The organism is Rhodococcus sp. KBS0724, from assembly GCF_005938745.2.
GTDB lineage: Bacteria > Actinomycetota > Actinomycetes > Mycobacteriales > Mycobacteriaceae > Rhodococcus_F.
Map to the genome: position 1 here is coordinate 1 of NZ_VCBX02000003.1, position 14,174 is coordinate 14,174.

Here is a 14,174-nt window from a genome sequence, read left to right on the forward strand (position 1 = left end):
AACAGGGCGGCAGCGATGCCGGACGCACCGGATGCCATGACCGAAACGATCAGGATCACGACAATCGTTTGGGCGGAATCTGTTTCGTGTGGTGACTGTGAGCGGGTGTATGCCAGCCGTCCTGCCGCCCAGATCATCGAGATGGTGAAGATCGCGAACGCGAACCACAGCAGGTAGCGCAGCAGGGTCATGATCGGGTCGGTGACTTCCGGCGGGGGCGTCTTGAAGGCCAGAGCCGTCTGTGCGGCCGCCAGCGTGAGGTTCACCATGGGGAAACCCCGCTAGCTGCGGAGACTCCCGCGGTGACGCTCAGGACACCAGCGCCGGCCAGCGCACACCACTGCGCCCGATCCGAGCGAGAGCACGGGGTGTACCCCCGAAACCTCTCCCATCCTGTGACCGCAGCCCCGCCGACCGTCGCGACAACCGCGACGATCATGACCAACCACAATGCCCACTGCGCCGCGCTCACTGGATCGGACCCACGAACAGGAACGTGAGCAGCGCGATCACGACAACGACGATCCCGGCGACTGCCAGCAGAAAGCCCCCGTCCAGCACGCGCATACCCGTGGCCGTCGGCCGACCGTTCGCGTAGTCGTCAGCCGCCTTCGCATGGCCCTGGGTGCAGAGACGATTGCCGTACAAGGCGAGCGTGCCGCCTCCGAGTCCGACCAGGAGCATGATCACGCTGGCAATCACGACAACACGACCGTGTTCATGATCGTTCCTGCGCTGGTGGCGATCACACCGCCGATGAGTGCGCCGACGACGATCTTCGGGGATTCGAGCTGGCCGCCGGAGTACTTTTCCCAGCCGAACTTTCCGCCGGCATAGACGAGTGCGCACACCCCGGCGAGGACGACGCCCCACAGCAGCCACCGACCGAGTCGGAGGAATCCTTCGGACTTCGGAGGCGCTTCGGGAGTGAGGTCGATCTGAGCGAGAATGTCGATGCCGGTCTGGAGCGTGTGAATGACCATGTGGTGGGCAACCTTTCAACTTTGTTGGGTTTTGATGCGGGCGATGATGGATTCGCGTAAGGCCTTGCCGAGTTCGGCGATGTCCGCCGGAACGTCGTCGGGGCCACGTTTGCGTTCCGGTTCCGGATCGAACGGTGACCACACCTGCAACGAGGTCGGGTCACGTACCAGCGGATACTGTTCGATCCACCCGACCCGCCACTGCGCCGCTGTGAGCGAGGTGACGAGGTCGAGAGTCTGTTGAATCGGCTTGGGCACCTTGCGCCCTGGCCGATCGGCGACGGTGATCAAACCGACGACCTGGCTGGGTCCGCCTTTGCCCGCCGCGTGCTGACGCAGCAGCTCGTGAGCGCGCACAAGACCGGACACCGTCTCGCGGGCGACGACGGCAACGAACGGACTCTGCCCGCCGTGACCGCCGGGCCACCGGCGACCACATTCAGCGGCCGGCGCGAGAACCTGCGCCAGAGTCGAAGTTCCGGCTCCGCCGTGAGCGCCGAGCAGCCACACCATCGGCTTCGGCGCACCAGGCGGCAGCGGGATCGGTTCGTCCCAGATCGGGGCCACCGCATCAGGAAGACGGACCGACGCATCGGTGAGGTCGACTCGGTGTCCCGTTTCTGAGGACAAGCGTTGCGCGCCCATCAGCGATCACTCCGGCTGTCCGCTGCGCGCACACTCACACTGCGGATCTGCTCGTACGCGGCAGCGGTGTCGGGTGCGAGGTCGGTCGCCGAAATCGTCAACCCCGACGCAAGGTGCTGGTCGTACGGGATTTCCTCGACCGCGAAGACCTTGCCGGTCAGGTGGTCGCGGAGCTGCGAGACATCGGCAGCAGCAGGGCCTGCGGTCTGGTGCGAGATGACCACGATCGTGCGATCGAGTGCCTTCTCTCCGGCGGTGAGCCGGATCGTCTCGAGGACGGCTCGCATCCGGTTGAATGCGTCGGCGCGGCACGGGACCGCGACAACGATCGTCGACCACGGTTCTCCCCGGAGCGACTGCGCACTCTCGCGGCCGAACGCTCGGTGCCCCAGGTCGTAGACCGTGGTGTCGACCTGGGCGCGGACGTACCGATCGACCTGCCGGAAGTCGGGTTCGATGGTTTCGAGCCAGTGGCGGCCGAGGACGTGGGCGCCGGCCGAGGTTGCCGAGGTGGACGCGCTGAACGACTCGTCAGCGTGCAGCGTCTCGGAGGATCCGAACATCGTCTCGATCGAGGTTTCCGAGACGGTCGAATCCGCTCCGCGCTCGACCAGGTCGCCGCCGCCGACCGTGGCATCGACGACAGCACTTGTCGCACCGATGGTCGACCACGCGTTCGCGAGACCGATCGCCGTGGTGGTGCTCCCCGCTCCCCCGCACGCACCGACGACCAACGTCATCGGCGGGACGGGATCGAGAACCTGGGCAGCCGCGGTGGATGTTTTGGTCGCAGAACTCTTCGGTTGGGGAGCGACGAGCGGAAACACCTGGGCTACCGGTGTTTCCACGACCTCCGGTTCCTCACCGAGCCAGCCGAGCCAATCCTGAGAGTTGTCGTTGTCGGTCACGATGCTTTTCCAATCGAGGTGATGAGCGTGCGGCCACCGACATCGGTGACCTTGACGATCTGACGGCCACTGACGCGGGAGCCGTCCAGATAGCGCTGCTCGAGGGTGACGGCGAAGGTGTTCGGTTCGGTTGCGCGGATCTCGACGCAGTGCTCGGTACCAGCGGGAACCGTGTCGATACCGGCTTGCAGTTCTTCGGCGGTTGCCGACTTCACCTGCGCATCGGAGACAAGCAGTGCGCGGGCCTTGGCCCCGTTGCGTTCGACGTAGTAGGCGTGATCGAACGCGAGAATGGCATCGGGACCCGAACCGGTTCCGCCGGGGCCGGACCCGCGAACGACTCCGGCCTCCGTCGACGGCGAGCACCACGACTGCGGAGCCACCGAGCTCGGAGTCTGCGAGGTGGTTGCCGTGCTGGTTGTTGCGGGAGCGATCTCCGCGACGTTCATCGGTGCGTCGTCGTCACCGCCGCCGAGCGCAGAAGCGGCGATCGCACCCCCGCCGATCACAAGGACTGCGACCGCTGCGACCGCGCCGATGACCGCAGCGCGGCCACGCAGGCGCTGCGAGGGTGAAGCCGAAGTAGCAGCCAGGGGCGGCGGTTCGGCCGCTGCCTGGTCCTGCGTGTACTGCATCGCTTCCCGCAGCCACGCCGCGCCGCTGTCGTCGACAGGGACGTCGTTGGAGTCAGCAGCAGCGGCTACAGACGGCACGTGAACGGAATCTGGTTCCGGAGCGGCTGGAGATGAGTCGTCGTCGGACGCGAGGTCCACGACCGGAAGCGGTTCTACCGGCGCAGAGGTCTGCGCTCTCCCGTCCGCCGCAGGCGTGAACGGTGGGAACCACTGGTCGAGAACGGGATTGGAAGACTTGGGATCGTCATTGTTGTTATTTGTCACCATCGAGTCCTTTCTCCGGAGGTCCTGGTGCGGGGTACGAACACCCCGCACCAGAACGCCCGATCAGTTCGCCGCAGCAGTCGGCGTAGCGACCGCCGTGGTCGAAGTGATCGAGGTGGAGGTGCTGGTTGGACGGGGACTCGTCGTCGTTGTCGCCGAAGAAGACGAGGACGGGCGAGTCGCGACCGCCGTGGACGTGGCCTTCGTAGTGGAAGAAGGCGATCCACCTGCACGATCTGCCAGGTCCTTCGCCAACGCGACGAACCAATCGGTGACGAACGCCGTCGCCGATGTCCCGGTCGCCGTGGCCGGCACCGAGCCGTAACCTCCGTGGGCGGCCACCGTGGACGAATACTTCGTCAGCGTCGCAAGGTTGAGCAGATCCTTGTTGTCACTGACGTTGTCCTTGACCGCAGCGAACGCCTGCGTCGTCAACCGAGACGTAGTGGCCGGGGGAATCAGCTTCGTTGCCGCTCCGACCAATTTGGTGCCCAGAAGAGCAACCGCGCCAGCGGGATTGGCCAGCCCGACCGTCGCCAACTCCGCGATGTTCGCTGGGGTCAGAACTTCCTTCGCGACAGTCTTGACCGCGTTGAAGCCGATCGTGCCGACCTTCATGATCGCCTTGATCGCATCATCGGTGGACGGCAACGGAGTCCGAGGATCGGAGGCCACCGCAAGACGCTCGGACAGCGACTTCTTCGGCGCGATCGACAGATTCGCCAACGTCGTACCCGAGATGTCCTCGTTGACCACGGTCACCGCAGTCTTGATCGACGTCATCGCCAGAGCGTCACCGACCGAGGCCAACGACCGAATCGGATCACCCGAGGACAGTTCCGACTGACCGGCAATGTTGGTCACCACCCGCAGGATCGGAGAATCCGGCGGAGCATCGCACGCGAGGTCACCGGACTGGCAGAAGCTCGCCACCCGTCCGGTCAGCGAGCCGTAGTTCTCCGCCACGTCCGCGACCGGCCCGATACCGCCACCAGCAGGAGGGACCTGATCGAGAGCGGACACCTTGGACACCTCAGCGCCGTCCGTTCCCGGAGCAGGCTTCGGGGACGTCTGACCGGGCGAGCCAGGAAACAGCGGTGCACCGGCAGCGCGGGTCGGGTCACCGAACGTGGCGACACCGACAACCTTGTCCGCAGCGATCACGCCCGAGCCCTTGCCGACTTCTTCGGCGAACAGTGAAACCACATGTGCGCCTTGGCTGTAACCGGCCAGGGTGAACTTCGTGTCCGGGCACGTAGCCGCGACCTCCGAAGCCATGTCCCGCAGATTCTGCAAGCCGCCCTCGACGGACTGTGAATACGGCACGTTGCCGCCGGGGACAGCGCCGCCGAACCCGGCCTCGTATGGCACGTACGCGCGGCCGGCCAATTCCTTGTCGCCGTCGACCGCCTTCGCGATCATCGGCATGAACACCTGCGACAACATGCCGGTGTCCGTCGTCGGCGCTGCATCCGGAGCGGACTGCCCAGTTCCCTGCACTCCGAGGCTGAACAGTGCGGGGCACTCCCCCTTCACCAGATCGGTACCGGACGCGGGAGCTGCGTTGGCCAGCGGAGCAAACGAAAGGACCACGGCGGTAGCGCTGACCAGCGACAGGCCCACTACCGCCGACCTGGCACCGGGACCAGCAGTAGAGCTGGTCCCGGTGCCAGTCGAACGAGAACGAGTGAACATCACATCAGATCCCTTGATCGAAGTTCAGAGCAGACAGCGCGCCCACCCCGGATGGACGGTTCACGCCGGGATACCGGCACCGATGGCGTCGGCGATCATCCCCAGCGGAAGGCCGGGCACAGCGGTGTTGGCCTGGAAATCGGTTACAGCCTGGTCGAATGCTGCGACCGCACCTTCGCCGCCGGGCAGCGAGGTCACCGCGTCGCGGATCTGCTGATCGACGACAGGTGCAGCAGCAGCGGTGTTGCGGACTGTGTCAGCGGCCGCGGTACCGACAGGCGGGTTAGCGGACCACTGATCGAGTGTGGTTTCGGTCTGCTCGGTGATGGCGGGCTGGTCTATGTCCGGGATTTCGAAATCGATCGGCTGACCCAAATCGCCTGCACCATAAGCAGATGCGGCAAGAGCGCCACCGGCGCCGCCGACGACCGCGCCGCCGATAGCGGCAGGTACGCCGAGTACAGCTGCACCGATGCCCGCACCCGTTGCCGTGCCGACGACCCCAGCCGGAACGGCGCCGATGGGAGTCACGATCGGAGCGAATAACGTCAGCGCCGAAGTCCCGCCGATGGTTCCGCCGATCAATGCGCCGACGGTGGCGGCCGGGACAGCGGCAGCGGTTGCACCTGCGAGCGCACCGGCAGCGGCGCCGCCGACCTGAGCTGCTGCGAGACGTTCGGCTTCGTCGGCCTCGAGGCCGGTCGAGCGCCAGAAGTCCGTCACCTGAGCTTCGATGACAGCGGTCTGACCGTTGCTCTTGTCCGCGGTGTCCTTGGCGATCCAGTTGGGTCGATCAGCGAGGTAGCGGCCGAAACGGATCTTGTCTTCCGGAGCCTGAATCGGTGCCGTGAACGTCTCGAGCTGCGTCGGGAGGTGAATCGACGTGTAGTCGATCGGCGCAACGTAGTTGTCGCTGGTGTTGGTCGGCGGTGTGTATTCGTTGGTGTTGTAGTCCCAGTTCGGGAGCGGCTGCGCAGGCTGCTGGTATTCGACGGGAGTCGGAACCCATGTCTGCACAGGAGCGGGTTCGGGCGTCGAAGGAGCAGGTGTGGTCACTCCCGGCTGGCTCGGCACCGGAACCTCACTGGTTACGCCAGGCTGATCGCCCGGAGCAGCCACAGCAAAACCAGCCCCTCCGAACGTTGCCACCACCACAGCGGCAAACGAAACCGTAGCGACCGCAGTAGTGGACGGGGCGCGATGACGACCGCCCGAACGTGGCTTCTGGAAATGCTTCATGAGTGCCCTTTCAAACTTGTTGTGGTTCAACAATTGACCGGAATGGTGGACGTGCACGGCCGCACAAAAAGCGAGAGCTACGCGGCCTGTGATCCCGACGCAACAGCGTCGGGAAGTTCGATGGAGCGTGAAAAATGCGCCATGACAACGGATCCCGTGGGAATCAATGAATGTCCGACCGGGCAGAGTCGGGCGCCGACCACGAGGGCGGGTACACATGTGTGCCCCATGGCCCGGCCGGCGCACGGCACAGGTTCGATAACGCGATATGAGGAGACGACGAAGTACTCAGCCGTGCTCGCGTGCTCGCGTTTGCCAGCAGGAACTATCCCGTGGCGATCATTTTCAACGGAAAGCCTTGCGGGATTTTCCATAGTTGCCTCCGGCTGGTTGCGGATTCAACGACACCGCATAAGCTCGAAAGCCTGCGGTCCGGACGCCCTGATGCGAATGGTGTCGCAGGCAGAAGAGAGCCCCAGGGACGGGACCGGTCGCCAAACAGGAGTCCGTCCCTGGGGTCTTTCGCGGTTGCGTATGTGTGGCACGCGATTCGGCATAACCTTGCGCCAGCAACCACCGCAGTCGCATCTATAGCCAGGCGAATTGGCTTGCCTGCGACTGAGCTTTGTCGAGATGCGCAGAGTAGGTGCGTCGATGAATTCGTCTGCATCTCGGCCCTTTCCCCTTTCTCGCCACGCATCTTCGTACTTTATGATCTGATTCTAAAACAGGATGTTACCACCGATGTCCATTGCAGGACACTGGGACGGCATAGATTGGGGTCAGGCAAAGTGATGGCTCATGTGCGGGTGCGAGGAATGAGCCGACGAATCTTGAGGGGGTTTTCGCCCGCTTCGTTGGAAGCTGCACGTAAGGCGAAAAAGCTCACCAGGGGGGAGCTCGGGAGACTTGCAGAAGTAAGCCCCGCTGCTGTGTTGAGTTGGGAAGTGGGCAAGGCTTCCCCGCAGGTCGACTATCTTGCTCGGGTCGTCAATGTTCTCGGTATCACCATGGATGACGTAGTGCTCATCCCGCGAAATGAGAGATATTTGGGAGACCTCAGGGTCTTTCGGGGTCTGACGCAGCCTCAGTTGGCCAAGAAGATTGGAATGTCCACGACCGCTCTGGCTACCGTCGAGCGAGGGCATTCTCGACTGAGGGAAGATGTCGCCGAAAAATTGTCCCAGGGACTCGACGCCACGGTGGACGAGGTTAAGGCTGCATATGAGCGAACCCGTACCCGGCCTCCCCATACGTCGCCGTGAGTTCAACTCCATCCTCGCCTCCCCTGTGTGGCTGCCCGCAAGTAACTCAAACGATCAGTTTTGATCGACTACGCAATCAGAAGTAAACAGCTTCGGGCGATTGTCTGCAACATCCCACGCGCTTCTGCTATGTGACTTTGGTCCGATTCGCGGCGCTGCGGAGTTGAACCATCAGCTCGCCACAGGCCCTCGCCTGGCAGACTTCGATGGCATGAGTGCAATGGACGACCCTCAACAGCCGACCGTCACCTGTGGAACCAGAGTCCGTAGCCAGCACGAGTCCCACCAACGTGCCGGCCGACTTGCCGCCGCGATCAAGGCGCGAGGAATACAGCCAGGGGAACGTGTAGCTCTCGTAATGCGGAATGACATCGAGTTTCTCGAGGTTTCGCTCGCGGTGGCCAGCTGCGGCGGAAATCCGGTTCCAGTCAATTGGCACTGGACTGGCTCAGAGATCTGTCATCTCCTCGGCGACAGCGGCGCGCGACTGGTAATCGCGCACACCGAGTTCATCAGTAGCGTCGAAGATGCTGTTTCTCAGTTGCAGAACCCCGTCGACATCATCGAAGTAGCTATGCCTGGTGAACTGCTCGCAGAGTTGGGAGTGAGCAGTGAACTGGCGCGCCCTAGCGGCAAATACGTCACGCTCGAGGAGTTGCTCAGAGAAACCGAAACGCCATTACCTCATCAAGAGGGTGCCATCGTCGACTCCATGGGAATGGTCTACACCTCCGGAACAACAGGACTACCCAAAGGGGTACTGCGAGAACGGATGTCCCCGCATCAACTTCTGTCGATCGCAGGCGGAACAGCGACAAGAATGGGCCTTACGCCCGGCGGACAGATGTTGGTCGCAGGTCCGATGTACCACACCAGCCCGAACGCGCTTGCTGTACTTGCGTTGCGGATGGGCACGAACATCACGATCATGCCCAGGTTCGATGCCGAACGCTTCCTTCAGCTCATCCAAGAGCACCGGATCGAGCAAGCCAAAATTGTCCCCACCATGCTCTCTCGCTTGCTCTCACTGCCTGCTGAGACCCAATCTCGGTACGACGTCAGCAGCCTGACACATTTGATTCACTCGGCCGCGCCGTGCCCGCCCGAGGTGAAGCGCCGTTCGATCGAATGGTTCGGCAATGCTCTCATCGAGTTTTACGGGTGCTCCGAAGCCGGCACAATTACCTGGATTAACGCAGAGGAATGGGCTCAACATCCAGGTAGCGTTGGCCGGCCGGTTGACGGGGCTGAGGTTCGAATTGTGTCTAGTGATGGCGTCGTGTTGCCTGCGGGCGAAGTTGGCGAGGTGTATGTGAAGGGAGCCGACTACTGGCCCAAGTTCTCGTACATCAACCATGACGCCGCCGACCGCAGTCCACTCCCCGGGTTCGTCACGGTTGGAGACCAAGGCTATGTCGATTCTGATGGTTTCCTGTATCTGACTGGTAGGACCAGCGAGGTCATCATTTCCGGAGGAGTCAACATCTATCCGGCCGAGGTCGAAAACGCAATCATGAAGCTCACGACTGCCGAAGACGTCGCAGTGTTCGGAGTTCCAGGCGGAGAGTTCGGTGAGTCCGTCGCCGCTCATGTCATCGCGAGGCCAGGAAGCAAACTGACCATCGAAGGTATTCGACAAGCGCTCAGCACAGAATTGGCGAAGTACAAGATCCCCACAACACTTGAGATCGTCGATTCACTACCTCGCGAAGATTCGGGCAAGATTTTCAAATCTCGACTTATTGCTCAGTATCTCTAGGGGATCGGTGCCTCGCGTCGTCGATCATTCGCCGCCACCCGTAGCGGAGCAGAAGATTCACCTGCTTCGCTACGCGGCGCACGGTGAAGACCGAGAGACCGCTGACGACGAAGAAGCACGCGGTCAAGGCAAGGGCCACGCTCACCGGCGATTCGATGTTGATCCGGTCGTAACCCACTAGGTGTGCGCCGACACCAATCAGCTTCCATGCTCCCCATGCGACGCTGACTCCGCAGCCAATAACCGTCAGAGACCTGCCGAAGTCATCGGTATGTTTCCAGGTCAGATAGCCAAGGAGTCCGAAAGGAACGACCATCCAAAGCACGAATACGAGTTCGTAGACCATGACCGCAGGGTCTGATCCGTATTCGTTGAGGAAATCCGTAGTCGGGGCATATCCGCCAGACAAAGCCACCCGCAGGATGAATGTGCTGGCCACGGCCGCGATCGCCAGTACCGCGAAATCGCGTTTTATTGCTGGCTTAGACCAATCCACCTCATTGGTGCGGTACGCATGGATCGTCGCCGTCATCAACGTCAGCAGCGCCCAGCCGCCCATCACGGTGAACGTAGCTCCCCAGATACGGTCCTCGGTTTCCAACGGGGTTCGGGTTCCGATCGGCAGCAGCGGCGCGTAGGTGCGCAGCGCAAGTGCGTAAAAAATGAACCCAACTCCAAGCAGTGACCGCTCTCGGCGTTGGAGGATCAAACCCCTCAAGAGAAGGACAATGCCGGCGGCAAACAAAGCATAGGAAGCCCAGGAGGCGATCACACGCGGCCTGTCATCGCGGCCGCGAGTCAAACGCAGAGGTCAACAAGTGGGTTGGAGCCGGCAGCCTGCCCGCCGGGCGCAGCGATCGGGTTGCTGCCAAACCGACCTTCCACGCAAAGACTTCGCACTCCAGTTCCCGAAATACCCCAGCCAGCCGCGCAATCGGGGTGAGATCCTCCCGATGCTTCGTGCATCGATGGCCTTTGATCAGGTGCCACACTTCGTGTGCGAGAACGTACAGCTGGTGATCTTCGGGACTCTCGTCCGGCCCGCTTACGAAAGCCGCCCCGCCCCCACCGGTCAGCTCTTCGAGTGCCACGCCCGACAGGCGACTCCCTGCGGGCAGTCCACTTAGTCGATGAACGGGACGGCCGAGCTCGTGCGAAACATTCTTCAGAAAGGTCTCGATGCTGAATGGTGTTCGCACAGTCGCCCGGACGTATGAATCCATGCGCCGGCGGGATTGCGCGCTCATGAATCCTGCGCTTCATCGCGTTTGAGGAGATCGTTCGCCTCCCGCACCAAGCGAGCGAGCTGGAGACGGTCCGCCTCTGTGAGCTTCTTCCCTCTCAACACTGCAATCTGCATTCCGCTCTCGGCTAGCGCTCGATCAAGTTCGTCGGCTGGCGGCGTCGGCTCGCCCGAGAAGTAGTCCAGATTCTTGTCGAAGTATCGACCGATCGCTTCCAAGACAGGGACGTCGACTTTCCTCACACGTCCCGTGCGGATGCGGTAGATGTACTGCCGATCGATCGGGCGTCCCACGGCTCTGCTCACATAGTCAGCGACCAAGGCGTTCGCCACCTTGTTTCCGCGTGGCCAACGGTCGGTGAACAGTTCTTCGACACGAGTGGCCAGCGGAGTCGCGCTTCGTCCCATGAGCAACATTTTCTCACGCCCCGTCATCTCAGCCAGAGGATCTGCGGTCTGTTTTAGAGTCAGGCCTTACTATAGTCAAGCCGTGAAGATTTTTTGGACCAGGAATCGGCGCGCCTCCGCAGAGTGCCAACGTTACAGGTCCAGAATTAGCGGAACCGCGGACAGGGAGGAAGCCATGCCGAGCAAGGGGACTCACAACAAGGTCGGACGCCCGAGCCTTGGAGAACGTAAGCGGCTTGGTCGAGTGCCTGACGAGCTGTACGAGCTCTTGGAGATCGAACGGAAAAAAGCCGGCGTCTCTTCAGTGAGCCAGTACGTTTCCGACTTGCTCTGCCTCCGCGCTGATCGCCCTGATCTTGTCCGCGAACTGAATCCGAATCAGGAGGTGCTGCCGCTCACAGCTGCGTAGTCGCCACTACAACATCTGAATAGCTAGAGCGCAGTAGTACATCTACATACGACAAAACCCTGGCTCTCATGCCGGAGAAACCAGGGTCCGTCCTTGTAGATAGCGAGTTCGCCGCTCGCGACTACTGCATCCCCGAAGGGACTTACCGTGCTAGGTACGTCTCAGGGTACATCGCGCCCTGATGAAGATTCAACAACTCAGTTTTCGCGAGTCGCACTGTTTGATGCGGCCGCGACCGTACAACGTCCGTATTGCGGTAGCAGCCCTACGCGGCGCCGCTACGGAACAGCTCGTACTCCTCGCAGAATGAGGGGCCATCTGTACGGGCACCAGTGCCATTCGCTGACCCCTGCGTACCTCAACGCGCTAGGGGGCCGCGAAGCAGCGTGCCGCCGCTACTGCCAAGTTCGCCTTGAACTTGACGAGGGCGCGCACGCAGGTCTTGCTTACTGGCAGGGGCAGCAGCACTGGGTCGAGGTTTGTGTCCGAACGGCGTACACCGCGGAATACAACACCATCCGCCCGCAGCTCGTCGCCAACACCGGTGGAGGCATCAGCCTCAAAACACTCCTGAACGTCGCAGCTGCAATGGCCGGCGCCGCCGACTTCAAAACCGGACGCAACAGCCGCCTCACCATTGCGACCCTCGTCGAACGCACCGGCCTTGGCGAACGCACCATCCAACGCGCCCGCGAGACCCTCAAACTGTTGCGTGTGGCCACCGAAGTACTCCGCGGCCGACTACGCCGCAGAGGCGAACGGTTCGGCTCCCATCGCTTCCAAGACCGAGGCCGCGGCTGGGCATCTGTCTGGGCATTGCATCCACGCAAGCCTGTGGATAACACCCGCATCGTCGTCGACGGATCTATACAGATGGCACCCCACCCCCGCAGGGGTCAGTTTTGTATCTCTTCCTCTCGTAGAGAGGTTCTAACTACTAAACGATCTGTGGATAAACGAGCCGCTCCGCGGCGCAAGGAGTCCAAGGCGGACGTCGAGAAGGCCGAAGCCATCAGGAAGGGCTTGTTGCTCGCATCCAAATGGCTCGGAAACCCGCGAACTCCCGCTTGGGCGCGCCAGCACACCCCCCGAGGATGGGCACCCGCACTGACCGACCCAGCTGCACACGGTTGGACGGCCGCGGATCTCAACGACACGATCGACGCCTGGAGCAAGGCCACACGGATGGCACCAAACCCGAAGCACCCCATCGCGTTCATGCGCTGGCTCATGAAGCAGCAGGATCTCGCCTTCGCCCCGCACGTTCTCGCTCAAATCGCCGCTGACCAGGAAAAAGCCGAACGGGAACGACAGGCAGCAGAGTTCGAGGCGGAACGCACACGCTACGCATCAGCCGCGGCCGAGGACTCCCCCGGCCGCCAAGCGGCACGTTTCGTCGCCCGCCGAGCCACCGACAGCGCCCGCATCCGAAAGACCCAGGCATCCGCGCGCGAGAATGAAAACTCGCCCGTGTGGATCACCCATCTCTCAGATCGGGGTAAGCGATGAACGGAAAACGCCCGTCCGCAAAGCCGCCCGTCAAACGCCGGCCGCTCTCCCCCTGCCAGACCGTCCCCCAGATCCACGAACGGTTACGCACCGGCGCAAAGACGATCGTCATCGACCACCGCAACGACGAACCCCTAGAACTCACCGACGCCGAGCTGCCCGACGGCATCACGATCCGCATCGTCGGCGTCTCACGGGTCATCATCACCCGCCTGACGCCCGAAACGAAGCGCAGTGCCCAGATCGTGGCCACCGACGCCGCACGATCCCAAATCTTCGGGCACGCAACTCTCTTCGCCTACGGGAACGCCCATACCGACGCATTCGACACCACACGCGTTCGCGCCACCAACCGCGCCACAAGCAACCTTGTCAACGACTCCTTCGGCGACGTCGGAGAAGACACCACCACCTATGCCTACGACAACGCGACCGTGCACTCCCACGACCAAGCCGCAGTGCACGCAACAGACCGGGTTTCACTCGTTCACCAAAGCTCGACGCCGGCCGAGGTCGAACACGGAGTGACAGTCTTCGGTCCAGCACGAAACAACATCCGACTCCGGGCGAAGGAAACGTGAGCCGAATGATTGTTCATTTTGCATCTGGCGCCGTGCGTCCGGAGCAATGAGATGGCTCTGCGGAAGGACGCAAAGCCTGGCTGGTGGCGCATGCAAAACTGGCAAACGCGATCCGAAGTTGAGGACCCAAGCCCGGCGAGCAACCGCAATAGCCTTCCCCTCCCCTATCCACTTTGAAGGTAGAGCGGGACATGCACCCACCGTGCGGCGCCACGGCTCGGCTTCGCAACCTGCAATTTTGCGTGATGACGGCGGCCCGAAACGGAAGTAGCGCCACCCCGAGCGCAAAATGTCAGCATTACTGCCAATAGCAGCAAATCGTGTTTGAGTGAGGGTTGGGCCCCACGAGGCCCGTAATGGCAGGAATGACAGTGATACCAGTATTCCTGCTTTCGGCGGCTCGCCTGGTGGATTTTGCCGGCAACGAGGACCCTGTCTGGCTCTAATGCTGGTAATGCTGCTATTAGCAACATGCACGTCAGTGAGGTTTTCGTGACATTTTGCGAACGTGCCAGTAATGCCAGCAATACTGGCATTGGGTCCATTCCGCCGCAGCCATATTTGAGATTTCCAACGGCTAGCAGTAATGCTGGCATTACTGCTATTGCTTGCATTACTGGTTATCGCGTGG

The 14,174-nt window shown here is 62.1% G+C and carries 16 protein-coding genes; 5 read left to right on the plus strand and 11 right to left on the minus strand.

The window, feature by feature from the left end:
* The 9 genes from FFI94_RS33125 to FFI94_RS33165 form a co-directional block, all read right to left on the minus strand.
* Positions 1–269: hypothetical protein (locus tag FFI94_RS33125; protein WP_144298319.1), on the minus strand; the 269-nt coding region annotated here is incomplete at its 3' end.
* Positions 263–472: a hypothetical protein gene (locus tag FFI94_RS33130; RefSeq protein ID WP_138874162.1), complete on the minus strand. Its 210-nt coding sequence runs from the start codon at positions 470–472 to the stop codon at positions 263–265. The genes FFI94_RS33130 and FFI94_RS33125, both read right to left, overlap by 7 nt.
* Positions 469–702 carry a hypothetical protein gene (locus FFI94_RS33135; protein ID WP_138874163.1) on the minus strand — a complete coding sequence of 78 codons (234 nt, stop codon included), beginning with the start codon at positions 700–702 and terminating at the stop codon, positions 469–471. The genes FFI94_RS33130 and FFI94_RS33135 overlap by 4 nt, the downstream gene beginning before the upstream one ends.
* Positions 699–983, minus strand: a complete 285-nt coding sequence (locus FFI94_RS33140) for a hypothetical protein (protein ID WP_019749787.1) — start codon at positions 981–983, stop codon at positions 699–701. The genes FFI94_RS33135 and FFI94_RS33140 overlap by 4 nt, the downstream gene beginning before the upstream one ends.
* Before the next feature lie 15 nt (positions 984–998).
* Complete coding sequence (locus FFI94_RS33145; RefSeq protein ID WP_138874164.1) at positions 999–1,628, minus strand: DUF6668 family protein; 630 nt, start codon at positions 1,626–1,628, stop codon at positions 999–1,001.
* Positions 1,628–2,536 carry a hypothetical protein gene (locus FFI94_RS33150; RefSeq protein WP_138874165.1) on the minus strand — a complete coding sequence of 303 codons (909 nt, stop codon included), beginning with the start codon at positions 2,534–2,536 and terminating at the stop codon, positions 1,628–1,630. Before FFI94_RS33150 ends, FFI94_RS33145 begins: the two co-directional genes overlap by 1 nt.
* A complete protein-coding gene (locus FFI94_RS33155; protein WP_138874166.1) occupies positions 2,533–3,438 on the minus strand; it encodes a hypothetical protein in 906 nt (301 codons plus the stop codon). Before FFI94_RS33155 ends, FFI94_RS33150 begins: the two co-directional genes overlap by 4 nt.
* Positions 3,439–3,498: 60 nt before the next feature.
* Positions 3,499–5,130 (minus strand): cutinase family protein, encoded by a 1,632-nt coding sequence (locus FFI94_RS33160; RefSeq protein WP_138874167.1) that lies wholly within the window; start codon positions 5,128–5,130, stop codon positions 3,499–3,501.
* Between the two features lie 60 nt (positions 5,131–5,190).
* The gene (locus FFI94_RS33165) at positions 5,191–6,369 is read right to left on the minus strand and encodes an insoluble domain protein (protein WP_138874168.1); all 1,179 of its coding nucleotides are present in this window, start codon (positions 6,367–6,369) and stop codon (positions 5,191–5,193) included.
* Positions 6,370–7,187: 818 nt separating this feature from the next.
* On the opposite strand from FFI94_RS33165, the gene FFI94_RS33175 reads away from it, so the two are divergent.
* Together FFI94_RS33175 and FFI94_RS33180 are read left to right on the plus strand one after the other, a co-directional pair.
* Positions 7,188–7,634 carry a helix-turn-helix transcriptional regulator gene (locus FFI94_RS33175; protein WP_138874170.1) on the plus strand — a complete coding sequence of 149 codons (447 nt, stop codon included), beginning with the start codon at positions 7,188–7,190 and terminating at the stop codon, positions 7,632–7,634.
* Between the two features lie 211 nt (positions 7,635–7,845).
* Complete coding sequence (locus FFI94_RS33180) at positions 7,846–9,393, plus strand: AMP-binding protein (RefSeq protein ID WP_260684598.1); 1,548 nt, start codon at positions 7,846–7,848, stop codon at positions 9,391–9,393.
* Here the strand turns inward: FFI94_RS33180 and FFI94_RS33185 are convergent.
* On the minus strand, positions 9,374–10,165 hold the full coding sequence (locus FFI94_RS33185; protein WP_144298320.1) for a hypothetical protein: 792 nt from the start codon (positions 10,163–10,165) through the stop codon (positions 9,374–9,376). The two genes, FFI94_RS33180 and FFI94_RS33185, sit on opposite strands and share 20 nt — an antisense overlap.
* Before the next feature lie 471 nt (positions 10,166–10,636).
* Positions 10,637–11,044 (minus strand): hypothetical protein, encoded by a 408-nt coding sequence (locus FFI94_RS33190; RefSeq protein ID WP_138874173.1) that lies wholly within the window; start codon positions 11,042–11,044, stop codon positions 10,637–10,639.
* Positions 11,045–11,219: 175 nt separating this feature from the next.
* Here FFI94_RS33190 and FFI94_RS33195 point away from each other — a divergent pair, with 175 nt between their 5' ends.
* From FFI94_RS33195 to FFI94_RS33205, 3 genes are all read left to right on the plus strand, one after another.
* Positions 11,220–11,453: a toxin-antitoxin system gene (locus tag FFI94_RS33195; protein ID WP_260684599.1), complete on the plus strand. Its 234-nt coding sequence runs from the start codon at positions 11,220–11,222 to the stop codon at positions 11,451–11,453.
* A gap of 306 nt (positions 11,454–11,759) precedes the next feature.
* The gene (locus tag FFI94_RS33200) at positions 11,760–12,962 is read left to right on the plus strand and encodes a replication protein (RefSeq protein ID WP_260684600.1); all 1,203 of its coding nucleotides are present in this window, start codon (positions 11,760–11,762) and stop codon (positions 12,960–12,962) included.
* Positions 12,959–13,543, plus strand: coding sequence for a hypothetical protein (locus tag FFI94_RS33205; protein ID WP_138874174.1), 585 nt, complete (start codon positions 12,959–12,961; stop codon positions 13,541–13,543). The genes FFI94_RS33200 and FFI94_RS33205 overlap by 4 nt, the downstream gene beginning before the upstream one ends.
* The last annotated feature ends 631 nt before the right edge of the window (positions 13,544–14,174 follow it).

What these genes read in the sequence shown, in the direction of transcription:
- FFI94_RS33140 (WP_019749787.1), bottom strand. Translation starts at nt 983, where the DNA reads ATGGTCATTCACACGCTCCAGACCGGCATCGACATTCTCGCTCAGATC.
- FFI94_RS33145 (WP_138874164.1), bottom strand. Translation starts at nt 1,628, where the DNA reads ATGGGCGCGCAACGCTTGTCCTCAGAAACGGGACACCGAGTCGACCTC.
- FFI94_RS33155 (WP_138874166.1), bottom strand. Translation starts at nt 3,438, where the DNA reads ATGGTGACAAATAACAACAATGACGATCCCAAGTCTTCCAATCCCGTT.
- FFI94_RS33160 (WP_138874167.1), bottom strand. Translation starts at nt 5,130, where the DNA reads ATGTTCACTCGTTCTCGTTCGACTGGCACCGGGACCAGCTCTACTGCT.
- FFI94_RS33165 (WP_138874168.1), bottom strand. Translation starts at nt 6,369, where the DNA reads ATGAAGCATTTCCAGAAGCCACGTTCGGGCGGTCGTCATCGCGCCCCG.
- FFI94_RS33175 (WP_138874170.1), top strand. Translation starts at nt 7,188, where the DNA reads ATGAGCCGACGAATCTTGAGGGGGTTTTCGCCCGCTTCGTTGGAAGCT.
- FFI94_RS33180 (WP_260684598.1), top strand. Translation starts at nt 7,846, where the DNA reads ATGAGTGCAATGGACGACCCTCAACAGCCGACCGTCACCTGTGGAACC.
- FFI94_RS33190 (WP_138874173.1), bottom strand. Translation starts at nt 11,044, where the DNA reads ATGGGACGAAGCGCGACTCCGCTGGCCACTCGTGTCGAAGAACTGTTC.
- FFI94_RS33195 (WP_260684599.1), top strand. Translation starts at nt 11,220, where the DNA reads ATGCCGAGCAAGGGGACTCACAACAAGGTCGGACGCCCGAGCCTTGGA.
- FFI94_RS33200 (WP_260684600.1), top strand. Translation starts at nt 11,760, where the DNA reads ATGAGGGGCCATCTGTACGGGCACCAGTGCCATTCGCTGACCCCTGCG.
- FFI94_RS33205 (WP_138874174.1), top strand. Translation starts at nt 12,959, where the DNA reads ATGAACGGAAAACGCCCGTCCGCAAAGCCGCCCGTCAAACGCCGGCCG.